Origin of the sequence: Paenibacillus sp. MABNR03 (assembly GCF_050455445.1) — a bacterium.
Classification (GTDB): Bacteria; Bacillota; Bacilli; order Paenibacillales; family Paenibacillaceae; genus Paenibacillus; species Paenibacillus xylanilyticus.
In genome coordinates, this window is the sequence record NZ_JBCIYR010000001.1 from 1963341 (window position 1) to 1985632 (window position 22292).

Sequence of the window (22292 nt, forward strand, 5' to 3'; positions counted from 1 at the left end):
CTTTTATGTTGTTAATGAACTGTTTCGTTTGAGAAGCTCTTCCCCATCTGCTCAATTGCTAGTTTTTCTCGGACCATGCCTCAACATCCCATGTCTTTGTTACCCAATCCTGATAAAATTCAGGCTCATGGGAAACGAGCAAAACTGTTCCTTTAAACTCTTGCAAAGCTCGTTTAAGCTCTGCTTTTGCAGTCACATCCAAGTGATTAGTCGGTTCATCAAACAAAATCCAGTTGCTTTCCCGCATCAAGAGCTTGCACAATCGGACTTTCGCCTGTTCTCCCCCACTAAGCGCACTCAGCGGACGGGTGATATGCTCATTTTTCAAACCACAGCGGGCCAGGTGGCCCCTTACTTCGTTCTGTGTCAAATGGGAGAACTCATTCCACACGTCTTCAATAGGCGTAATATTTCCGGCACGGACTTCCTGTTCAAAATAAGCTGTTTCCAGGTAATCCCCCAAGAACGTCTTACCACTAATCGGCGGTATTTTGCCCAATATGGTTTTAAGAAGTGTCGACTTACCTACACCATTACATCCAACGATGGCTATTTTCTCGCCTCGTTCTATGGTCATTGTCATTTTAGGCAGCAATGGGTAGGAATAACCAATCTCAAAATCAATTCCTTCGAATACCGTTTTGCTGCTCGCACGCGCATCTTTGAAGTTGAATGTTGGTTTCGCTGCTTCATCCGGGCGATCAATTCGCTCAATCTTGCCTAGCTGCTTCTCACGGCTCTTGGCACGTCCAGAAGTCGAGGCACGTGCCTTGTTGCGCTGGATGAAATCTTCCTGTTTCTTAATATATTCCTGCTGTTTTTCATAAGCATCAATGTGCTGTGCTTTCTGCATATCCGCCATTTCGAGAAATTTGTTATAGTTGGCTGCATAACGCGTCAGTTTGGCGAATTCCAAATGATAAATGACGTTTACCACTTCATTCATGAACTCCGTGTCATGCGAGATCAGGATAAACGCATATGGGTAGTCTTTCAAATAACGCGTCAACCATTCAATGTGCTCGACATCCAGATAGTTAGTTGGCTCATCCAGCAGAAGAGCTGTCGGTTTTTCCAACAACAGTTTGGCGAGCAGTACTTTGGTCCGTTGGCCACCACTTAGCGCAGCAACGTCACGATCAAGTCCGATCGCGGACAAACCGAGACCATTTGCCATTTCTTCCACTTTTACATCAATCAGATAAAAATCGCCCTGCTCCAGTTGTTCCTGGATTTCGCCCATTTCTTCCAGCAGTTTTTCCAGCTGGTCCGGGTCCGCATCAGCCATTTGATCTGTAATGGCCATCATTTCCTTTTCCAGCTCGAGGAGTGGCAGAAAAGCATCCTTCAATACGTCGCGGATGGTTTTGCCTGGAGTCAGCTTGGTATGCTGGTCCAAATATCCGTAGCGGACTTTTGGCGTCCACTCCACTTTCCCGCTGTCTTTCAGCAACTTCCCAGTCAAAATATTCATCAACGTGGATTTTCCGACACCGTTTGCCCCGACTAAGCCTACACGCTCTCCAGCAAGCAAACGAAAAGATACATTTTTAAATAACGTGCGATCTCCAAAATTGTGACTCACGTTCTCTACTGACAATAAACTCATAAGATGAGGTTGCTCCTATCTATTTGACATTACTTTTTAATCGGTATTGTTGATACCGGTCAAGTTCTGAACTAAAACCCTATTTTAGCACAGGACCTGCCTTTTCTGAAAGTAATGAAATAGCGCAGTGTCTTTCTCAATAAATGACTTTATTAATGTAACAATTGTGTTCAAAATACCCTTCCGCCGCAGCCTGCTTCGCATCCGTAAAAACTTCCTCCGCTCGAAGATTGTTCTGACAAGTTGCTGGATAATAATACTTAATACCGGTTGAAGATTCTACACCTCCGATCACGGCTGTTCTTTTCACCAGTCTACCGCCACCAATGGCATATGTATTAACTTTCTGGTTACCAACAGGCAAACCCTGGATAAAGGCCATGATCCCTGTGTCATTGATGGAATTGTACCAATCTTCCTGTGATATGAGCGGCAGGGTAAACGTATAGGAAATCCCATTTCTTCTTGCGAACTCATTATGTCGATTGATGACCTCGGCGAGGTTTTCCTGAATACTCATAACGATGCGGGATCGCCTGACCTGATCAAACAATTCTGTATCTTGCAGCAATGGAATACCCGTACTTAAAGCAAGTTCGTTCTGAAAACCTTCGATCCATTTCCCCTGACTGGCATCATACGCGTACACATACCCATCGAGTGTAAAATTAATGCTGCTGCCATCAGAATCAGCGTAAGTATAGGGTATTTTAGGACCCCATACCTGTCGGAAAGAATCATCAGGTTCACCCGTCAACTCCGTCTCCTTTGCCAAAATATAATAACCATCATAATCGAGTACGACGACGGCCGGTATGTAATCAAACAATGCTTTTATCGCATTGGGATTATCCTGTATGCCCATATTCAAAGCCATCGTCTGCGTGAATGTCTGCAGCGCCAGTTCTTTATCAGCCTTCACAAATTTGGTGGAGTCATAGCCTGCCTCACTGTTTTGTTTCTCGTTCTGATGCATTACGGTTCCCGCATCCAGTACTGCCGTTTGGAGGGCCGATCTATACCTCTGACTTAAAATCTGGGCTTCTTCCGCATCTTGAGTGTTATGGGAAACGATCCAAAAGAAGGGCAGAAAAATTAGAATAAACACAATGGACAAATCAGTAATCTTCATTAAGAACCATGCCTCCATAAGTGGTGAATACTGCTGATGCAGGGTCTGTGCCGTATAGCCACTCACGAAACAGCATGGCGGGTGTCCGATTGGTATTCTTAAGTGTGATTGTGAAAAAATCCCCCAGTGTCAGCGTATATCTGCGGAGCAGATCATCACCTGGAAACGTATCTGTGTCAGGAAACAATGTTTCAAGAATTTGCGCCGAATAATATCCATCCTGTACCGTCTCGTACGTACCTGTGAACGTGCTTTGATCCATTGGGTCCGTATAGTGAGGGACATATTTTTTGTGCAAATGCTCCATCGTAATTTCATAGACATTGCCTGTTCGCGCCAGCTGTTCTTCAAATTCGGCATACATGCCAGGAGAAATATACCCTTTGGTTCGGACTGAATCCACAAAACGGGTAACCGTCTGATATACGGTCATTCGTGTCATATCATCCTGTCGATCTGCCGTTTCAGAAGCCGGGTATACATAAAGCAGAAGTACTGCCAGCATAACTGCTAGCAGCTTGGATACAGCATTTATCAATTGATACTGGCCTCCTTCCAAAACGCAATTTTAAGCAGTTCCCCGCTCTCACTTCTTATAAACTCTGGCCTGTATGAGGCGGATACGGAAACAGGTATAGTCGCACTCTTGTTGATAAGCGGATCTATCGCATACGTATTCCCGTCCACATGGACTTCGACCGGTGTGCCTGTCATTTGTCTTACCGTATGTAATACCTCAGCTCCGCTGTATCTGAGTGGTTTGCTTATGTTTAATGTCGTACTCATTCTACCTTCCATGTTTTCTGTAGTGTTCATAGTAGAACTCAACGCACTGGATATAACGCTAACACTCTGTTGTCCATACAGACAGGCTGTTACAAACAGGACAATCGCGGTACAAAACAACATGAGTTGCTGTGTATTTTGGGACACTATAAACCGACTCCTGTCAGGATTGCTGGAAGATCAGTCCTCTTACTACATTGGATTTATCTTTTACGATAACTGCCTTGAACTTTCCACTCGGGTTGACGTATTGATTGTCTTTTTCACTCATGGTCTGGTTAATGCTGCCCACTTTGCTGTCTGGAGCAATGACCGAACCGTAATCCGCATTATTAATGTCCTGGGAAATGTTTAATTCATTGCCATACCACTGGCCGCCCTTGTTTTTCCCTGTAATGACCTGAATACCAAATTGATCTTTGTCCGCATATTTACGCAGCGCATTTGTAACCTGTGACCCACTGATTGTTGTCCCGTCATATACTGTAAAAGCGGCCTGAGACAATTCGGTCTGAATGTCAGCAAAGTTGTTCTGTGCCGTTTTGGTCGCCTCCTGGGCCGAAATAAACAGCAGCACCACAATCGTAATGAGGGCAATAGTCAAAAAGATCCCTGCTGCCACTTTTAAAGCACTTGAAGCATTGTTCATGTTAAATCCTCCTAGGTTTTAATATTTAAATATATCTCGGACCTGATAGGTTCAAGCATCAACCATTACAGTTTCTGAATTTGTTCATAATAGATGTTCATTTGCAGGAAGCTCATGCCCACAAGCGGGATCACCAGATAAAGAAAAATAAGGGCGTACATCGGTGTAAATCCAATCATTCTTCCCCATGAGGCTTTCACATCGATCATTTTGGTATATTCCTGCTTCCGCTGTTCAAAATAAAAAGCCATCATGCTGTCCAGATCATCGAATGCTTCCTGAATAGAAATTTTGCCGAGCGCAAGCTGCAGTTTATCCACCAGCCGCTGAAATTCAGGCAAGCCCGCATCCTCTTTCAGTTGCTCAAGTGCGATCTCAGGCCCATGTTCAAAATGCAACAGACATTTTTGCAATGGCCGTTTGAAAATAACAGCAAAGCGATTAAGCCATTCCAGGATCTCTTCAACGGACATCCGATCCATCTCACGTAAAATGGAAATAACGGTCTGGTATTGGTATATTTCATGACGCATGTCCATGCTGCGCATTTTACGCTGGAACATCATGAGCCATATAGGCATGTAATATCCAACTGCACCAATACATATTGCAATGATTAGCTCCCACCAATGCAAGTACTGCTTGTTGTATACCTCCAGCTTTTGCATAATGCGTAGGCTCGTTTCGGTCTGCGTATCAGGGTCGAGTTGAATGGGGGAAACCTGCTGTAACGTGTTAAACACTTCATCATAGGTTACTCCACGTTTCATGCCTACCCGCTCCATAACCGCACGGTCCAAAGCTGTTTTTTCCGCAGCCTGATTCAGTTCCGCTTCGGCCATTGCACCAAACATTCGGTCATCTCTTACCGGATCGTACAGAACGTGATTCCGTTCAATGTGATGAAGCAGCAACACACAACCGATAGACAGAACGAAGCAGCTAGCAAACAACATCAGTCTGCGGATTGCCAGCCATTCGTATTTCAATTCAGTGCTGCTTTCCCGCATGAGCCTTATGGTTTGGCTGTAATTTGTAGTACCTGGCTTGGCTGCAAACAACATGCTCAATTTGCGAATGAAGGTCTGGTGGTATAAAAAACGATCCACGAGAGAATGTTTGCGTCCAGCTCGATATCGCGTTTCATCGTACTGCTGAAGTCTTTGCAGTAACAAATAGGCAAGAATAATGATGATATAAATTGATATTTTGGTTATAAATCCAAGCTTGCTGCGGTAAAACTCATCCATGGTCGGAAAACTTCCCCTTGCCCAGCGTTCAATGGGAGCCGTGAACAATACCGGAGCCAGTGCAATCATATTTAACCCTTTTAAGAGGTAATCCAGCTTGTCCCGTCGCAAAATTTCCAAATGAATTTCCTGGGTCAGGTTTCCCAAACCTTTTAGGTATATTGATCCTTGGCTCCTGTCCTTATCACCAAATTCCATTACCATAAATGAAATGCCGGCAAAAGCCTTCAGAAAACGATTGGGTGCAATCTCATAATATCGCTCCAAAGCTTCATTGGGGTCTGGTGATGTTAATGCCTCGTAGATCAATAGCACCTGCTCGGCTGCTTCGCCTACACCTGCTTCTCCTGCTTCATAAAGTGCTTCTTCGATCATTCCGTGCTGATGATAACGATGTCGCACATCCGCAAACAGATCCAGCATTTGAACCAGCAGCCGCTTCTCGATCCGATTCAGCCACATATCCACGACAAGACTATTCAGCACCACAGCGCAGAGTACAGACAAAATGACAAAAGCGATGCCCGGCTGCATAAGAAACAGCACTACATTGATGCTGCCATATCCCCCGGCAATAATCATAACAACCGTCATGGTCATGCGTCGTAGTGATACTTCGTCTCCAACATGCCTGAAAGAGATCCGCTTTTGGATCAGATAGATGTAGGACGATAAGAGCGGTACCCTCATTCCCCAACGGTAGGCTTGAAGCAGAAATGACCTCATCCACACCGTTCGACTGAACGTGGGAGTTAATGCTCCAGGAACTTTACTGTTGAAACCTCTTCCCTTTTTATGAATGAGATTTAGAACCAGAAGCGTAATCACCAGCCCGGATAAACATACACCAAGCAGGATGATGAGCAACGATTTAGTTGTCATGCATTTCACCCCAGTTCTGCTCGATAAATCGTTCAAACTGTGCCGCATCCTGTAGGGTCATTTGATCCCGCATATCCATAATGCTGCCTGTGGAAATGGGAGCGGTAACTACATATTCTCCATCCTTAAATTCAATTACATTTTGAAAAGCAAATCCGGCCCGTTCTTCTACACTGTCAACCTGCTCCGCACGGGGCAAGCACTCTGTAATTCGCTCAATGTATCTGCGCCCTTCGGGATCCTTTTTCATATGTACATCGAAATTGATGACACTGACGACCTGCTCCTCGGCGATGTGCTCATGTTGAAACATGCCTGTTTTGAGCAAAGAGTTGCGTAGTGAAAATACCAGATCACGGAACGTTTTGGCATGGTGGGTAAACAGGGTAAACAAACTGGCAACCTGAGACATCTGAATCATCCAGGCAGCAACTTCATCACTCGCAACCTCTCCCAGAATATTGACCGTACCATCTGTTTTTTTCTGCAAATCCAGTCCTTGCTGCCCTGAAATATGTTCCGTCTCCCGAAAGCTCAAAATATTACGCCGACTGTAAATTCGCCGCAGCTGCAGCTCGAAAGCCATTTCTTGTACACGCAGGGTGTATGAGGCATAAATATGCTTAACCATCGCCATTAACAGAGTTGTTTTCCCAGATCCCTGTGCACCAGTTACGGCCGTAATTCGGCTTCCTTTCATAAGATATTGCAATAATGTAATTGGCAGCTCAGCATTGTTACCTGTAATCAACTGCTCCAGCGAAGCATTCGGAATATCGAATTTCCGGACGAAGAACGCCCATGACTCCGCAAAAGGAGGACGAACCACAACAACACGGGATCCATCTTTCATTTCATTGACCTTATATCCATTCGCTTCAGACAGCTGGCCAGGGTAATTATATTTATAAATATTTTGACATACCCTTTTCAGTTCACGAATACTGCCAAACGAGAGAAAGGAAAGATGAATGGACTTCCCTTTATAAAATATCCAGACACTTTCCATACCACTTAAGGGAACTTCAACCGGAGTTTCCTCGAATCCATCTTCCAACAGATCATTCCACGAGGCTTGATGCTGAACTCTCATGTCATGCATGGCATCCAGCATGCCGCTAACCCCACCGCTAACCCCGTCAATGCGCTGGTCTCTGATTTCATCTACAACTGAGAAGCCTTTGTAATGTTGATAGATCCGCTGGACGATAATATCCGTTTTTTCCCTAAACCCGAGTTCACGGTATTCACATTCGAATACGTAACGGATGTCTTCCTCAGAAATGTAATATCCACCACCATCATCGGCACCATCCTCCAATCGGAGCCTACCCAGATCGTAGGTATCAATTAAGCGCGACAAGGCATCCACGCCGAATTGCTGCCGGTATAGATAAAAGACAATCTCAAACTGATCCTGGATGGATAAGAGTTCCGGTTCCGCGAAAAGTATGACCTCGTCAACATTAGTCTTGTTCAAACCAATGCTTCGAGTGAGTAAATCACCAATCAGGTTTTTAACATACGTTTTGTCACTAATACTGCCAGAGACACAACCTTTTAGTGCTTTTCTCATCTCGGCACGCTGATTGATTCTCCTGCGATATTCTTCTTCATGAAGCCCTACATCAGCAAGCTGACTATGGCTCAACTCATGAAGCGAGTTCTTTACCTGCTCAGTAAGCATTTCAATCGTGAATGCTTCCCGTTCAGGCATTGCTGCATTTTTATGCCGATTGAAAGCCTTGGTTTTGAGCCAGATGTATGTAAAAGCTACGATTAAAATGAAACTGATCCCTATCATATTCCAGAGCATCGGAGTTTCAGGCTCCCCTTTCCAGCCTCTGCAGAACAGTACGCATACCTGCGCCGTCCATAATCAGGCGAGCGAGTTCAGCCATGCTGGCGGCCATGCTCCCTTTACGAGGATCCCGGCTGTCATTTAATCCTTCAAGCTGTAGATATGCAGCTGTATCCCTTCGATTCGCCGCATCCAGAAACCCAGTCGTATAGGGCAATATCGATATCGAACCTTTGTAACGGAATCGTCGCCGGATATTGTTGACTGTCGCACGCGCTTGCGGATCATACTTGTTGATAACAACATGCATATTTTGGTTGTTTAACTTTTCGGGCCTTATTTGTTCAAAAAACAATTCCAGATCCCTCATGTTTTGAGTCAAGTTCACTACAACATAATCAGCCTGCGCCAATAAAGCTGCCGCATCCAAACCATCACGGTCAACATCCAGCAGAACCAGATCATAGTACTCGTTCGCCACGTTCAGCAGAGCTTTCAGTGTATCCGCATGTTCTTTCTGTGAGCGCTCCATCCTGTTAATTCTACCCGTCAGCAGATCCAACCGTTCCTGAAGCAAAGGCTTCGTATAATCTCTCAAGTTATGCTTGTTCAGGCTTCCGCTTGTATGTAAACGTTCGGCTGCATCCCAGCCTCCTTCTTCAAATCTGAATAGAGAGTCAGTATGCCCGGATTCCATGGATGGGAGGGAGGCTTCGATCCCACTCTCGGCAGGACCTGTATTAACTAATAAAATTCTGGTTCTGTACTGAAGTGCCATGGCGTAGGCGCTAATTACTGCACTGGACGTACTGCCTGAGCCTGCAAAAGGGCTCCAAAATAATATGTTACTCATGCTCTCATCCTTTCCGCTTCCTTAATGGCCCGGCGGCTCCGAACACTTTCCCATCCGGTCAACTGCTCAAATAGTCGGCACAACGATTTTTTGTAACTACGTGATAACGGTCCTAACAGAACCCGACGGTGATGTTCATTTTCCAGCTTCACTGCAGCTGTCAGTTCATCCCATGGAAGCATCAATGATTCTCCTGTCCATACGAATGGACTTCCCTCCAGATACGCCCATAGATAACGTTCCTCCAGTTTACAGTCCACAGCATTGATTAGAATGCGCTGAAACGGAAGTTCACTTGGCAAGGACTGCTCTTCAAGAAGCCGCCTCAACCAGCCTTTTCCTCGTTCCAGATTGTAACGCTCGTAATCACTCACCCAGACACGAATATCAGCAGTGAGCCAGAGTTCCCTTGAAGCAAAATGGGAGGTTTCCATGTCATATAAGACATAATCATACGATTCCAGTCCTTCTCCGCTTGCCTCCAAATGACTCTCAACTGCAGCCGAAGTCACAAAATGACAGGCAATATCAAAACCCTCAAATTCGGTAATTCGGAGCGAATGCTGCGCTTCCCCCACCCCATACCCGTACTTTTGTTGTAATGTTCCGTCAACCAGCAAAACCCGCTTGCCTGAAGCAGCTAAAATTTTGCTCAAATATAACATCAGATCATTTTTCTCACATAGACCGGCAAAAATCCAAGTATGCAAAGCGGCCACACCCCTTTCAAGATATAATTAAATCGTTGTTAACCGAATTTAAGTGAAATGAATTATTTGTTTATTCTTACTATTCCCCACCGGTCAGCAAACTTTTTTGTTCGTCCGATGATGTGGTAGAGTCAGTTGCATTATGACTTTCAAGCTTGCTTCCTGTTCCGTCATTCCATATTACATCGTCGGTAGTATTATTGGAGCCAGGTCTGCTGTTATAGGACACCGATGATTGCGCAACATCTTGTTCAACACTTTGTGATGGTACTGTCATAGCTGCAGCAAGGGAGCTTTCAAGCGAACTCCTTACCTGTCTCGACAACTCCTGTTCTGCCCTGCGAACGATATTCGGGTCGCTTTCCAGCAGTTTCAATACTTCACTGTTAGCAGGGTACGTCGGGATTGCAGCTGTCTGGAATTGAGGCTCAACATAAGTGAGTGCATATATTGAAGCTTTATGTAAGTAGGCATCTACGATTGCACTGGACAGGGACAGAATTTCTTCTTCTGTCATCGTAATCCACAACGTTGCTGCATTTAAGCGTTCCACTTTCTTTTTGGACAGAAGGATATAGTCCTGACCAGTTGGAAACTGGATACGAATATCAATGTTGTCGCCTTGCTCGAGTGAAGATGGTAATAAAACGACCTGCAGTTCGCGATTTCTTAGATCTGCCGGGGCTGGCGTGTCTTCGTATACCATTTCGGTTGTAATGGCTGTTCCTTTTTTTAGTTCTATTTTGGCTACTTGACCTTCCATCTGTTTGGTACTGGACCATAAATTACGTGGTGCCTGAGCATCCGGGACTGCAATAAGCTTAATATCCTCATGCAAGATTGGTTCTCCTGCTTCAATATCCCGAACCGTTACCCAGCCCTGAGCTCCTGTGTTCCATTGCTGAAGCAATTCAGCTTCCTTTTGTTCGTATGCTGAAGCATACCGGGACTCCATTTCAGATCTGGTATCATTCATCGTCATAACGTTATAGATGACGTATCCTCCGAATATCAACCCTACTGCTCCCGCTCCGGTTAGTCCGGCATAGATCATTTGTCGGCTTTGTTTTCTTAATTTGGACAAAAAGGGCTCTCCTTTCACAATCTCCTCTAATCATGAATCTTTTTTCTTGCAAAAAACGAACGCTTCTTGGGCTGATGCCCGATCATATCCATTAGAATATGGGCAAATACCTTGTCCATTTGTGGTTCTCTGTCAAAAGGATCTATGTGTAATGGTAGACCGTACACACTTGAGGTATCCAATGATCTGCGTACACGCTGAACGGCATCAGAGGCTGCTAGCGGAAGACAATAAATCCACTTGTCTCTCGGAAAACGATGGTGCGAACGGACAAAAGCGCTGATCTCGGCTTGTTTCCACTCTGCGCCTGAACCAACAACAATAGGCAGATCTGCCCTGAGAAATTCCTCTAGCCGGTTCTGATCTTGACCGCTACCCAGATCCATAACGATGAATTGATAGCTGCCTCCAAGCAACGACAGAATATCTGCTCGCCCGGACTGTTTCCAATAGTGCACCCCATCCACTTCAAACTGCCTGCCTGTAGATAATGGTTTTCCAGCTAGTGCAACTTGCTGAATCCTTGCAAACGATTGGGAGCGTGGGGACATCTCGATGACTGCCACCTTAAAATGCTGTCTCTCCAGATAATGGCTGATAGCTATAGCTGTATGTGTAACCCCAACACCAGAGGATGCCCCTGTCAGCGCAATAACTCTGGTGCCACCGCTAATTGTCAGTGTTGTGACTTCACTGTTCGGGGTTACTCCTGGTCTGCGAAGCAGTTCTTTGCGGACTTCGTCTGCAGATTGGAAACGTTCCTCCGGATTGTGCCTCAACAATCGCCTTACAACTGGAATGTAGGTGCGTGGAACGTCACTTCGTATGGAGCTTTCGACACCTTGAATCCATTCTGTATAAGCGCCACAAGTCATAAGATAGAGCAGTAATGCTCCGAGCCCATACAAATCAGACCGTGCATCAGTTTGCCCAGTACCATATTGTTCAGGTGCCGCAAACCCTGCGGTACCCAGTTTGACCGTATCTTCCCCATTCTGAGCCTTGAAGCTTCGTGCGATTCCAAAGTCAATCAGTCTGACTTCATGGTCTGGTGTGATCATAATGTTGGACGGCTTCAGATCCCGATAGATTACTGCCGGATTCAGACCATGCAAATAACTGAGCACATCGAGCAGTTGAAGTGTAAACTCTGTCATATGTTCGAGTGGTATCTTCCCGCGACATTGCTTGTGATAATCGCTCAATGTTTGACCCTCGATGTATTCCATCACCAGGTACGTATACCCCTCTTCATCCGGTACAAAAAAATCAACAATCAGTGGCAGTCTTGGATGCCTGAGTGAAGTCAGAAGAGCGGCTTCCGTCTCCATATTTGCTTCACATGGCAGCGCAGTTACACTTTCTTTGATAGCCCACATCTTGCCCGGCAATTTCATGTCCTCTGCCTTATATACGTGACTCATCCCACCAGAACCCAGTATGGACACGATCCGATATCGTCCTCCCAGCAGGCTTCCGTGCTCCAGCCTGGCCGGATATCTCATTTCTATCCCTCCTATTCTGCAACCCAAAAAAGGGAAAGCTCAACCGAAGCGGAACAGTCCGTTTATCCGGACTTGCTCACCTCGGGATGCTTTCCCTTTGATTCGTTATGGTTAATATTGGTATCATTATAGTACAATCTTCAAGAACTTGTAAAGTAGAAAATTCAATTCTTTACTAGCTTAATATTTAATCATATAAAGTGTAATCTCTTCACGATTGTGGAACAATTGCTTGGAACGCTGGATCTGCATCCGTGAACGCTCAAACGTATCGATCACTTCCTTGATCAGCGCGAGTGGTTTCTTATGCAGCAATTTTACAGTAACAACCGCTGTACCACCAGATTTAAGGCTGTATAACAGGTCAGAGACGAGACGGCTCATCAGCTTGGGACTCCAGCTCATATCACAGACAAGCAGGTCGAACTCTCCCTCGCGGAACCGAACATCACCTGCATTTTTTTTCAGGAACGTCAACTTGGGCGACTGCAGAAGCGTTGCATCCATTTTGGCTGGGTCCACCGCTGTTACTTCAAGTCCGCGTTCAAGCAGAAATGACGTCCAACCACCAGGGGCGGCACCAATATCCAGCGCCTTATGAAACGATGTGAAGTCTATGCCAAATGTCTGCTCTGCCTCAAGCAGCTTGAATTTGGCGCGCGAAATCTGACCTTCTTCTTTTTGAAATCGTACAGCCCCCCCGCTCCAGTCGGAAAGGTTCTGTTCGGGTCGTGAAATACCAGCATACATTACATCATCTGCAGCAAACACAGAAATGATATAATCGGCATCACGAACAACCCATCCACACCCAAGTTCATCAAGCTTTTCGGTCAGCAACTGTTTTAATGAAGCTGCATTCTCACGCCAGAATGAATCTTCCGTCTTCCGAACCTGTAGTGCAACGTTAGTTCCGGTCAATTCGGTATGGTTCGTGATAAAGGCGACCAGTTTCCCCATGGCTTGATCAGAATCTTCCGTGTTCTCCTGAAACTGAACAGGCTGGATATGACGTAAGAACGTTGGATTTTCTCCAAGCAATTTAATCGCTACCTCTTCTTCTGCTGCCGGCAAACCGGCAAGCAGTACTTCACCCGGTACTAGTACTGTACTCTTAACAGCACCGAATGTTCGGCGCAATTCTTCCTGAGCATATGGCGCAAAACCATGATTGGCTGTGCAGATAAAACGGGAAAAGTCTCCTTCTCCCCAAGACGACTGTGTACTCAAATTGTGTTACCCTCCAGAACGCACGCGTATCCACGGACGATCATGATCCCACTGGATTTCGACCGGAATATCGTACGTATGCTTAATTGTATCCTCTGTTAAAACTTCATGTTTGTTTCCTGCCGCTGCAATGCGCCCTTCACGAATCAATGCTACATGGGTAAATAACGGCATGATCTCCTCTACATGATGCGTTACGTATACTACTGTTATGTTGCGCTGACGAAGTCGGTCAATTTCAGCCAACATTTTTTCCCGTTCAAATAGGTCGAGTCCAGCGCAAGGCTCGTCCATAATTAATAACTTGGGATCCGCCATCAAAGCACGTGCCAGCATGACTTTTTTGCGCTCGCCTTGGGACAATGTCCCAAGCGGGTGATTTGCCAGTTTCGCGAAACCCACCTCATCAAGTAGATTCATGGCTTTGGTTTTCACTTCATCTGGAATCGTTTGATAAAAACGCAAAAAGGCATATGCTCCCGTAGCGACGACCTCCCATACCGGATCTCGCAGCGCCAGTTTCTCAATCAGCGTTTGGCTGATATAACCGATCTCTTTTCTGACTTCCCGTACATCACATTGCCCATATAGATTTCCCAGCACCTCAATACGTCCTTGACTGGGAAACATATATCCGTTCATCATTTCCAGCAGCGTTGTTTTGCCTGAACCATTACGTCCCAGAATGACCCAGTGCTCACCTTGCTCAATATGCAGTTGAACATCATCCAGGATCTGATTGTCCTCACGCCGGAGAGATACATGTTCCATCGAGATGATCCTCATTTCAGCACCGCCTTTCGAATTTCGTTCAGCAGATGCTCCACGGAGTTCATCCGGTAGATCATTTTCGGTGTATCCTGTTCTCCGTCAAACAACATTACAGCAGGTACACTTGAAATTTGAAACTGCTGAACGAGATCGGGAATGTCGTGAATGTTCATTTCAAAAATAGTATTCTCAGGAAGCAGATGCTCTGCGATTTCCAACATCCGTCTTGCTGCCGCACATGTTCCGCATAGAGGGGTATAGATAAATACAGCCTGAGGAATACCTTCCCACACACTGCGCATCAGCAGCTTGGAATTTATTGGATTCATATGCTATGCTCTCCAGCAGCAACTCGCAGCATAACCTCACCTGTCATCGGGCCGTTATGCACCTTAACTGTGTCAGGTTTATTGGTATATAACAATTCGTACATTTGACGTTTGCCGTACATGCTGGACGTGTGTAAATAAATTTCGCGCGGAAACAGCCCTTCCCGTACAATGGCAGCAGCTACTTCACCGCCATTTGGCGAATCCGGACCCAATTCATAATCCAGCGACAAGATATCCACATCACCTTCTCTGAGCAGCATTAGACATTCTTCAGCATTCGTAGCCAGAACAAATCCCTTAGGACATGCTCGGTAGTCATCCAAAAAAACATGCATACAATCGCTCCTCTCCCCATTTAAAGCCAGGAACGCATGACATCAATATCACCTTTGTGCGTCCCATCTTCACCTGTTTCGGTTTCCAGCACAACAACAGCCTGCTGAAACTCAGGCGCACGAAGCAATTCTTGCATCGCTTTGCTGCCTATATATCCCTGCCCGATTTGGGCATGTCGATCCTTGCACGAACCGGAAGCATATTTGGAGTCATTGAAATGAACAGCAGCAAGTAAGTCCCAGTATCCAAGCTGTCTACCCTTTTGGAGCATATCCTGTTCGCTATTGCTTGACCACATTCCTGAAGCAAAAGCATGACATGTGTCGAAACAAAAAGCAATATGCTCCGGAAACTGGCTTAGCTTGCGAATCTGAATCATCTCTTCCATTGTCGTGCCCATTGGCCCATGGTCACCAGCCTGATTTTCGAGCAGTATTTTGGCCTGACCATTCCAATCTTTTAAAACCGTATCCAAACAATGAATGAGATTTTGATATCCTTCGAGCGGTTGATCACTCTTGAGATGACCGAAATGAACCACGGTTCCTACAGAACCACAAGCCTCTGCAATATCCAGATCATTCCGTATGGAAGCTATGATAGCATGAAAACCCGCCTCTCCACGGGTCATGCCCAAAGCCGGATTCGTTGGATAGGGTGAATGCGCAATGGATGCGATACCATACTCCTCACACCACTCCCGGCACCGTTCAGCATCTTTTAGATCAGGTTCTTTCAAGCCAAGGCTCCGGGGATTTTTCGGAAAATATTGAAAAGCCGTAGCCCCCATCTCATACGCTCTCTTGGCTGCTTGAAGAAATCCGCCTCTCGTGCTGACATGTGCCCCGATTCCGTGATTAAGCCTCATGCTGACAATTCGGACAGAAGAAAGCCTTCTTCCCCGTAATTTCCACTCGTTCGATGGTTCCCCCGCAACGCGGACAGCTTTCCCCCTCACGGTCGTACACCCGGCATTGCTCATCAAAACTTCCTGTCTTTGTATCTCCTTGCATCAATGGCATCTCCATATAACCACCTTCAGAAGCCGCTTCACGTAGCACCGACTGCATGGAACGGAATAAACGTTCTGTCAGTTCAGGAGAACTTGCGATATTCTGGGTTTTGGAGCTGGGTCTCAATCCTGCAGCAAACGCAATTTCGTCCGAGTAGCAATTGCCAATTCCAGCAATGATGTGCTGATTAACCAGGGTTGTTTTCAGCGTGCCGCGACGCCCTTTTAACAATGAAGCAAAGCGTTCAGGATTCATTCGGCGATCCAAGGGTTCAGGTCCGAGATCGGACATCGCTTCTTCCGTTTCCTTGGAAGTAAGCAGGTGCAAATAACCCAATCGAAGTCCGATAAAGAACAAGATGCGATCTCCAAATTGAATCTCAACTTGTGTGGATCGATCAGGACGCTCTGCTTCAGTCCCCCAAAAAATCATGCCTCCCAGCATGAGATGAAGCACTAGACGTTTTCCATTTGCCAAATGAAAAATAAGATGTTTTCCCCGGCGCTCCACAAAAATAATGCGATTGCCTGTAAATTCGCGAGCGAATTCATCAGGCTCCTTGTTAATGGATTTATCCCGATTGACGGTTACACCCGTTATAGGTAAGTCAAGTATCTCCGCGGACAATAATGTCCGGTAATTTTCCATTTCCGGCAGTTCCGGCATCGTTATCTATCCCTTCTTGGATGCATGGCCTGCTTGTTGCGACAGCCACTCAATCAGTTTATGCAAATCATCAAACACATGATCAGGTCGTACCTTCGCTGCGCTGATATGACCATCCATATTTTGTTTCGTCGTGACACCTGTCAGTACTAAGAGTGTCTCACATCCGGCCGCTGCTCCTGCAGCAATGTCGGTACGCATATTGTCCCCGATCACAGCAACTTCATCAGGGTTTAGATTTAAGCGACTTATCGCAGATTTCATGATAATGCTCGATGGTTTGCCGATCACCGTTGGCGAAACACCCGCAGCTGCTTCAATCGCTGCACCAATCGTACCCGCTCCCGGCGTCAGTCCATCATCCGAAGGAAGCTGAAGATCAGGGTTGGTCATAATGGATTTTGCCCCATCATTGATCCAGCGCAGTGCCTTGGTTAGCTTTTTATACGAAAATTCACGGTCTATGCCTTGAATAACGTATTCCGGTTTATCTTCCGTCAGCAGTAATCCCGCCTCTTCAATGGCCTGAAGCAGTCCTTCTTCTCCAATGCAGGCAACCTTGGCACCCGGCGACTCTTCAGCCACATATTCCGCAGCAGCTACAGCTGAGGTGCATACCTGAGAAGCTTCCGCTGGAATTCCCATGCCGTTCAAGTGATCTGCCACCCCTTGCGGTGTACGGGAAGAGTTATTTGTTACAAACAGATAAGGTACAGCTTGATCATTCAGTGTCTGAATAAGCTTATCCGCTCCCTCAATCCGATGTCTGCCATGATAGAGAGTACCATCCAGATCAATCAGATAGGCCTTAATCATACAGAGCACTTCCTTTCTTTAGACCATTAATCATTCATGTCCTTAATTAAAATTCCATTGTTTGTTTCTTGAACCATAGCTATGTATTCCAGAAGAAAATATGGGGTTGCTCGTATAAACACGCAACAAGTCGAACCGAATCGAACTCAGACGTTTTGACACGCGCGTCTTCTGTACAAGCTTGTCATTTCCTGCGCTTTCCCGGAAAATAATTTAATTCATTTCCTGCTCATATTGCCCATCCTACACGCTTTCTGAACAGATTGCAAAAGGGACCTCAGGGCATATCCCTCCCCTCAGTCCCGTTCAGTTGCTGTCTTTAAACAAACTGTTTTTGAATCACCATCTCTCACTAATCAAGGCCGGGAAATTTCCTGATGGTAAATGACAGGAATCAATTGATGCTCGTTTGCCAGTCTAGAGTTTGGAAATACGGTCCTTGCCTCTTCCAAAAGTGGCTGCAGTTGATCTTCATCCTTGTAGCGTGAGCTAAAATGCGTCATGATCAGTTCTCCAACATTTGCTGCTCTCGCCGCCTCGGCCGCTTGCTTCGCAGTGCTGTGATAATACTCATGAGCCGTATCCGCTAAATCGTCCATAAAGGTAGCTTCATGTACAAGTACATCTGCATGCTGAGCAAGAGGCAATACATTTTCACAAGGACGCGTGTCACCCAGAATCGTTATCACTTTGCCACGCTTCGGAGCCCCGAGCACATCCTCTGGACGAACCACATTGCCATCTTTCAGAGTAATCGTCTCCCCGCGTTTAAGACGACCAAAGAGAGGACCAGGCTTCAGACCGTATTCTGCCAATTTAACTTGGTCGAGGCTGCCTGGACGATCCTTCTCGGTAATCCGGTACCCATAGCTGTCGATTCGGTGTTCGAGCAATGCGGATTCTACAATGAAGCTTTCATCTTCAAACAGCAATCCACCCTTATGTTCGATAATCTTCAACTCGTAGTTAATCCGTGACTGACTTAACTCCATCACTGTCGTAATCATGCGTTCCGTTCCAGGCGGTCCATAGACCGTAAGAGGGGTAGTTCCTCCCTGATAAGCTCGGCTGGAAAGCAGGCCTGGAAGCCCGAATACATGATCCCCATGAAGATGGGTGATGAATACTTTCTCCAATTTACTCAATTTTAGCGGTGAACTTAAAATCTGGTGCTGGGTTCCTTCCCCGCAGTCAAACAACCACAAAGCTCTTCGCTCATCCAACATGCGGAGCCCAATGGAAGTTACATTCCGCTGCAGCGTAGGTACACCAGCATTAGTTCCCAGGAAATATAGTTCCATCCGGATTGCACCTCTTTCTGTTGCCAGCAAAAAGCCTCCGACGATGCGGAGGGCTCTGCCTGACCTCTTCATTATTATGCTTTTTCAACGTTAAAATACTTGGCTTGTGGATGGCTGAATACCATCGCTGACACGGATGCTTCAGGTTCCATCATGAAACCTTCCGTCAATTCCACGCCAATGTCCTCAGGCTGCATCAGCTTGAAGAGCGGTCCCTGATCTTCCAAATCCGGACAAGCCGGATATCCAAATGACACCCGTATTCCTTGGTAACGCGCGCCGTGACGCTGTTTCATGGTCATGTTCGCAGGATCTGGGAAGCCCCAGATATCTCTCATCATATGATGCACACGTTCAGCTAATCCCTCTGCCACTTCAAGAGCTACGGATTGCAAAGCATGCGAACGCAGATAATCTCCTTGCTCTTTCCAAGCCGTTGATAGCTCGCGAACACCATGTCCAGCCGTTACAACCATGAAACCAACATAATCCATCTGTCCGGATTCCACGGGCTTCAGGAAGTCCGACAGACACAGGAATGGTTCAACCTTTTGCCGCGGAAAGGTGAATGTATGCAAAATATTGCTCGTGTTCTCCGGATCGTAGATGATGACACTGTTACCGCTGGACTGTGCCGGGAAAAAGCGATACATGGCATGTGCCTGAATAATTCCATCCCGGACAGCTTCGTGCATGATCCCATCTACGACTGCTTTGAGGTCCGTTGCCTTGGGGTCACCTGAGGCGAGCAGCTGCTCTACAGAACCCCGTAGACCAAGGTGATGACCAAGCAGCATCTGCATGTTGACATATGGCAGAATGTGCGACAGCGGATAATTCCGGAGCGTGTGCCGCTCAAGATCCGGAGGAACCAGAACCGGATTGTCGATTGCGATATCCGACCGTTCGACTCGCGTTAGCTCCGGCAGCGGATTAACCGTTTCTGTGCTGGAAGCATCCGCTTCTTTTTCAGCCTCCATCTCCAGCTGCATAACTTCACGTGTAGCAGGGTTCATCAGCTTGTTTGCCAGATCCAGACCGTCCATGGCATCTTTCGCATACACAACCATTCCGTCATATTCAGGACGAATCCGGTTTTTGGTGAATTTGCGCGTAAGTGCTGCCCCGCCAACCATAATAGGTACGTCAATACCTGCTGTACGTAAATCTTGTGCGGTGACAATCATCTGCTGTGCCGATTTAACGAGCAAACCGGACAAACCGATAGCATCGACTTTTTCTTCTCTATATGCTTCGATAATTCGTTCTGGTGGTACTTTTATACCCAAATTAATGATTCGGTAACCGTTATTGGACAGGATGATCTCCACCAGGTTTTTACCGATGTCATGCACATCACCCTTAACAGTTGCCAGAATGATCTTGCCTTTCACTGATGTTTCATTTTTCTCCATGAATTGCTCCAGATAAGCAACTGAAGCCTTCATCACTTCCGCACTTTGTAAAACCTCGGCTACAATCAGCTCATTATTGTTAAACAGTCGTCCTACCTCTTCCATCCCGCGCATAAGTGGACCATTGATTACTTCGAGTGCTGAGAATTTGGCCAGTGCCTGTTCCAGATCGGGCAGCAGCCCCTCTTTGCTTCCTTCAACAACATAAGAGGCCAGACGCTCTTCTAATGAAAGATTGGAGATCTTTTCTTTCTTCTCAACCTTTTTGTTACGGAATGCCGCTACGAATGCGGCGAGTGTTTCGTCATTCGTATTATATAAAAGCTCTTCCGATAATCTACGCTCTTCCTCCGGAATGGAGGCATACCGTTCAAGCTTCTCCGTGTTTACGATCGCATAGTCGAGACCAGCCTTCGTACACTCATACAAGAACACAGAGTTCAGCACTTCCCGACCGGCTTCAGGCAATCCAAATGAGATGTTGCTGATACCGAGAATCGTGTGACACTCAGGCATCGCTTCCTTAATAACCCGAATACCTTCGATCGTTTCCTTGGCCGAACCAATATACTGTTCATCCCCCGTGCCTACAGGGAAAACCAATGTATCAAAAATCAGGTCTTCTGCCTTCAACCCATACTTATTTACCAGGAGATCGTATGAACGTTTGGCGACTTCCAGTTTGTCTTCCCGACTGATTGCCTGTCCGCGTTCATCAATCGTACCTACAACGACAGCTCCTCCGTATTTGTGAATAAGCGGAGTCACAAGCTCAAATTTCTCTTCCCCATCCTCAAGGTTAATGGAGTTAATTATTGCTTTACCTTGTGAGTACTGAAGAGCCAAATCGATAACTTTGGCGTCTGTTGTATCGATCATAAGCGGGACCTTTACTTTTTTGACGACAAGTTCTAGGAACTTTTCCATGTCTTCAGCTTCTTCACGGTCCGGATCCTGTACACAAACGTCGACGACGTGTGCACCATTTTTTACCTGAGCCCGTGCTATTTCGGAAGCCTCTTCATATTTCCCCTCTACGATCAGGCGCTTGAACTTCCGTGATCCAAGCACATTGGTCCGTTCACCAACCATATATGGGCGGTTGTCCTGCTCGACATATACCGGATCAATCCCGGATAACGCAGGTGGATGTGTTCCGTTCATTTCTCTTGGGGGGTACTTGGCAAGCGTATCACGCATCGCCCGAATATGTGCTGGTGTTGTTCCACAGCAGCCACCGGCAATGTTCAACCATCCCTGTTCGGCAAATGCACCGATTTTCTGAGCAAGCGAATCGGGTGACTCGTGATAATTGCCATTCTCATCCGGAAGACCGGCATTTGGATAACAGCTGACCGCAACAGAAGCCATTGCGGAAAGCGAACGAATATGGTCACGCATAAACTCTGGACCTGTTGCGCAGTTTAGTCCCACTGAAATTGGGTTAAGGTGTTCTAGGGATATATAAAAGGACTCGATGTTCTGACCGGCTAGGGTTGTCCCCATCGGTTCTATTGTCCCCGAGATCATCAAAGGAAGCTTCATACCGCTCTGCTCAAATGCCTGCTGGATACCGATGCTGCCTGCCTTAACATTAAGAGTATCCTGCGAAGTTTCAAGCAGTAGCGCGTCAACGCCTCCCTCGATTAAAGCAAGCGCTTGCTCGAAATAACTGTCGATAAGTTCCTGGAACGTTACGCCACCTGTAACCGAGAGTGTCTTGGTCGTTGGTCCCATCGCACCTACCACATACCTTGGAGACTCCGGAGTCGAAAAGCGATCTGCTGCTGCTCTCGCAATTCGAGCAGCTTCGAGGTTAATCTCGCGAGCACGATCCTGGATATCATATTCGGCCAATACGACAGAAGTAGCTCCGAATGTATTGGTTTCGATTAAATCTGCACCAGCTTCCAGATATTCTTCATGAATGCGCTGTATGAGTTCTGGACGTGTAAGTACCAGCATTTCATTACATCCATCCAGATCATCTCCGCCAAAATCTGCACCGGTTAGATCAACTTGTTGAATCATGGTCCCCATCGCACCGTCGAGGATTAATATTCGTTGTTTTAATGCATCTTGTAGACTAAGCTTATCCAATATCTTCACCCCCGCAAAACGTTAAATCTTAGTTTAACAGAAACTAACTTA

20 protein-coding genes are annotated in these 22292 nt (G+C 46.3%); all 20 read right to left on the reverse strand.

Annotated elements, in window-relative coordinates:
* Positions 1 to 58 precede the first annotated feature (58 nt).
* Positions 59 to 1609 (reverse strand): ABC-F family ATP-binding cassette domain-containing protein, encoded by a 1551-nt coding sequence (locus AAIH57_RS08240; RefSeq protein WP_175399025.1) that lies wholly within the window; start codon positions 1607 to 1609, stop codon positions 59 to 61.
* A gap of 136 nt (positions 1610 to 1745) precedes the next feature.
* Positions 1746 to 2741 carry a hypothetical protein gene (locus tag AAIH57_RS08245; protein WP_175399026.1) on the reverse strand — a complete coding sequence of 332 codons (996 nt, stop codon included), beginning with the start codon at positions 2739 to 2741 and terminating at the stop codon, positions 1746 to 1748.
* On the reverse strand, positions 2728 to 3279 hold the full coding sequence (locus AAIH57_RS08250; protein WP_430021227.1) for a hypothetical protein: 552 nt from the start codon (positions 3277 to 3279) through the stop codon (positions 2728 to 2730). The genes AAIH57_RS08245 and AAIH57_RS08250 overlap by 14 nt, the downstream gene beginning before the upstream one ends.
* The gene (locus AAIH57_RS08255; RefSeq protein WP_430021228.1) at positions 3276 to 3527 is read right to left on the reverse strand and encodes a hypothetical protein; all 252 of its coding nucleotides are present in this window, start codon (positions 3525 to 3527) and stop codon (positions 3276 to 3278) included. The genes AAIH57_RS08250 and AAIH57_RS08255 overlap by 4 nt, the downstream gene beginning before the upstream one ends.
* Before the next feature lie 163 nt (positions 3528 to 3690).
* Positions 3691 to 4176, reverse strand: a complete 486-nt coding sequence (locus AAIH57_RS08260) for an ABC transporter permease (RefSeq protein WP_175399029.1) — start codon at positions 4174 to 4176, stop codon at positions 3691 to 3693.
* 65 nt (positions 4177 to 4241) lie between these two features.
* A complete protein-coding gene (locus AAIH57_RS08265; protein WP_430021229.1) occupies positions 4242 to 6308 on the reverse strand; it encodes a hypothetical protein in 2067 nt (688 codons plus the stop codon).
* Positions 6298 to 8124 (reverse strand): ATPase, T2SS/T4P/T4SS family, encoded by a 1827-nt coding sequence (locus tag AAIH57_RS08270; RefSeq protein ID WP_430021230.1) that lies wholly within the window; start codon positions 8122 to 8124, stop codon positions 6298 to 6300. The genes AAIH57_RS08265 and AAIH57_RS08270 overlap by 11 nt, the downstream gene beginning before the upstream one ends.
* Positions 8125 to 8131: 7 nt before the next feature.
* Positions 8132 to 8962: a hypothetical protein gene (locus AAIH57_RS08275; RefSeq protein ID WP_430021231.1), complete on the reverse strand. Its 831-nt coding sequence runs from the start codon at positions 8960 to 8962 to the stop codon at positions 8132 to 8134.
* Positions 8959 to 9672, reverse strand: a complete 714-nt coding sequence (locus tag AAIH57_RS08280) for a hypothetical protein (RefSeq protein ID WP_430021232.1) — start codon at positions 9670 to 9672, stop codon at positions 8959 to 8961. Before AAIH57_RS08280 ends, AAIH57_RS08275 begins: the two co-directional genes overlap by 4 nt.
* A gap of 79 nt (positions 9673 to 9751) precedes the next feature.
* Positions 9752 to 10756 (reverse strand): SAF domain-containing protein, encoded by a 1005-nt coding sequence (locus tag AAIH57_RS08285; RefSeq protein ID WP_430021233.1) that lies wholly within the window; start codon positions 10754 to 10756, stop codon positions 9752 to 9754.
* Between the two features lie 26 nt (positions 10757 to 10782).
* Positions 10783 to 12261 (reverse strand): serine/threonine protein kinase, encoded by a 1479-nt coding sequence (locus AAIH57_RS08290; protein ID WP_430021234.1) that lies wholly within the window; start codon positions 12259 to 12261, stop codon positions 10783 to 10785.
* A 180-nt stretch (positions 12262 to 12441) separates the two neighbouring features.
* A complete protein-coding gene (locus AAIH57_RS08295; protein WP_430021235.1) occupies positions 12442 to 13491 on the reverse strand; it encodes an SAM-dependent methyltransferase in 1050 nt (349 codons plus the stop codon).
* A 6-nt stretch (positions 13492 to 13497) separates the two neighbouring features.
* Positions 13498 to 14271: an ABC transporter ATP-binding protein gene (locus tag AAIH57_RS08300; RefSeq protein ID WP_430021354.1), complete on the reverse strand. Its 774-nt coding sequence runs from the start codon at positions 14269 to 14271 to the stop codon at positions 13498 to 13500.
* A gap of 2 nt (positions 14272 to 14273) precedes the next feature.
* Complete coding sequence (locus AAIH57_RS08305; RefSeq protein WP_430021236.1) at positions 14274 to 14591, reverse strand: thioredoxin family protein; 318 nt, start codon at positions 14589 to 14591, stop codon at positions 14274 to 14276.
* The gene (locus AAIH57_RS08310) at positions 14588 to 14929 is read right to left on the reverse strand and encodes a cyclic-phosphate processing receiver domain-containing protein (RefSeq protein ID WP_175399039.1); all 342 of its coding nucleotides are present in this window, start codon (positions 14927 to 14929) and stop codon (positions 14588 to 14590) included. The genes AAIH57_RS08305 and AAIH57_RS08310 overlap by 4 nt, the downstream gene beginning before the upstream one ends.
* 20 nt (positions 14930 to 14949) lie before the next feature.
* The gene (locus AAIH57_RS08315; RefSeq protein ID WP_430021237.1) at positions 14950 to 15798 is read right to left on the reverse strand and encodes a deoxyribonuclease IV; all 849 of its coding nucleotides are present in this window, start codon (positions 15796 to 15798) and stop codon (positions 14950 to 14952) included.
* Positions 15788 to 16609 carry an Fpg/Nei family DNA glycosylase gene (locus tag AAIH57_RS08320; RefSeq protein ID WP_430021238.1) on the reverse strand — a complete coding sequence of 274 codons (822 nt, stop codon included), beginning with the start codon at positions 16607 to 16609 and terminating at the stop codon, positions 15788 to 15790. The genes AAIH57_RS08315 and AAIH57_RS08320 overlap by 11 nt, the downstream gene beginning before the upstream one ends.
* A 6-nt stretch (positions 16610 to 16615) precedes the next feature.
* Positions 16616 to 17425 (reverse strand): TIGR01457 family HAD-type hydrolase, encoded by an 810-nt coding sequence (locus tag AAIH57_RS08325; protein ID WP_175399041.1) that lies wholly within the window; start codon positions 17423 to 17425, stop codon positions 16616 to 16618.
* A 356-nt stretch (positions 17426 to 17781) separates the two neighbouring features.
* Positions 17782 to 18726 (reverse strand): ribonuclease Z, encoded by a 945-nt coding sequence (gene rnz / locus AAIH57_RS08330; RefSeq protein ID WP_430021239.1) that lies wholly within the window; start codon positions 18724 to 18726, stop codon positions 17782 to 17784.
* 74 nt (positions 18727 to 18800) lie between these two features.
* Positions 18801 to 22241: a methionine synthase gene (gene metH, locus AAIH57_RS08335; RefSeq protein WP_430021240.1), complete on the reverse strand. Its 3441-nt coding sequence runs from the start codon at positions 22239 to 22241 to the stop codon at positions 18801 to 18803.
* Between the last annotated feature and the right edge of the window lie 51 nt (positions 22242 to 22292).

What these genes read in the sequence shown, in the direction of transcription:
- AAIH57_RS08270 (WP_430021230.1), bottom strand. Translation starts at nt 8,124, where the DNA reads ATGCTCTGGAATATGATAGGGATCAGTTTCATTTTAATCGTAGCTTTT.
- AAIH57_RS08290 (WP_430021234.1), bottom strand. Translation starts at nt 12,261, where the DNA reads ATGAGATATCCGGCCAGGCTGGAGCACGGAAGCCTGCTGGGAGGACGA.
- rnz (WP_430021239.1), bottom strand. Translation starts at nt 18,726, where the DNA reads ATGGAACTATATTTCCTGGGAACTAATGCTGGTGTACCTACGCTGCAG.
- AAIH57_RS08320 (WP_430021238.1), bottom strand. Translation starts at nt 16,609, where the DNA reads ATGCCGGAACTGCCGGAAATGGAAAATTACCGGACATTATTGTCCGCG.
- AAIH57_RS08305 (WP_430021236.1), bottom strand. Translation starts at nt 14,591, where the DNA reads ATGAATCCAATAAATTCCAAGCTGCTGATGCGCAGTGTGTGGGAAGGT.
- AAIH57_RS08240 (WP_175399025.1), bottom strand. Translation starts at nt 1,609, where the DNA reads ATGAGTTTATTGTCAGTAGAGAACGTGAGTCACAATTTTGGAGATCGC.
- AAIH57_RS08260 (WP_175399029.1), bottom strand. Translation starts at nt 4,176, where the DNA reads ATGAACAATGCTTCAAGTGCTTTAAAAGTGGCAGCAGGGATCTTTTTG.
- AAIH57_RS08275 (WP_430021231.1), bottom strand. Translation starts at nt 8,962, where the DNA reads ATGAGTAACATATTATTTTGGAGCCCTTTTGCAGGCTCAGGCAGTACG.
- AAIH57_RS08315 (WP_430021237.1), bottom strand. Translation starts at nt 15,798, where the DNA reads ATGAGGCTTAATCACGGAATCGGGGCACATGTCAGCACGAGAGGCGGA.
- AAIH57_RS08325 (WP_175399041.1), bottom strand. Translation starts at nt 17,425, where the DNA reads ATGATTAAGGCCTATCTGATTGATCTGGATGGTACTCTCTATCATGGC.
- AAIH57_RS08255 (WP_430021228.1), bottom strand. Translation starts at nt 3,527, where the DNA reads ATGAGTACGACATTAAACATAAGCAAACCACTCAGATACAGCGGAGCT.
- AAIH57_RS08310 (WP_175399039.1), bottom strand. Translation starts at nt 14,929, where the DNA reads ATGCATGTTTTTTTGGATGACTACCGAGCATGTCCTAAGGGATTTGTT.
- AAIH57_RS08265 (WP_430021229.1), bottom strand. Translation starts at nt 6,308, where the DNA reads ATGACAACTAAATCGTTGCTCATCATCCTGCTTGGTGTATGTTTATCC.
- AAIH57_RS08245 (WP_175399026.1), bottom strand. Translation starts at nt 2,741, where the DNA reads ATGAAGATTACTGATTTGTCCATTGTGTTTATTCTAATTTTTCTGCCC.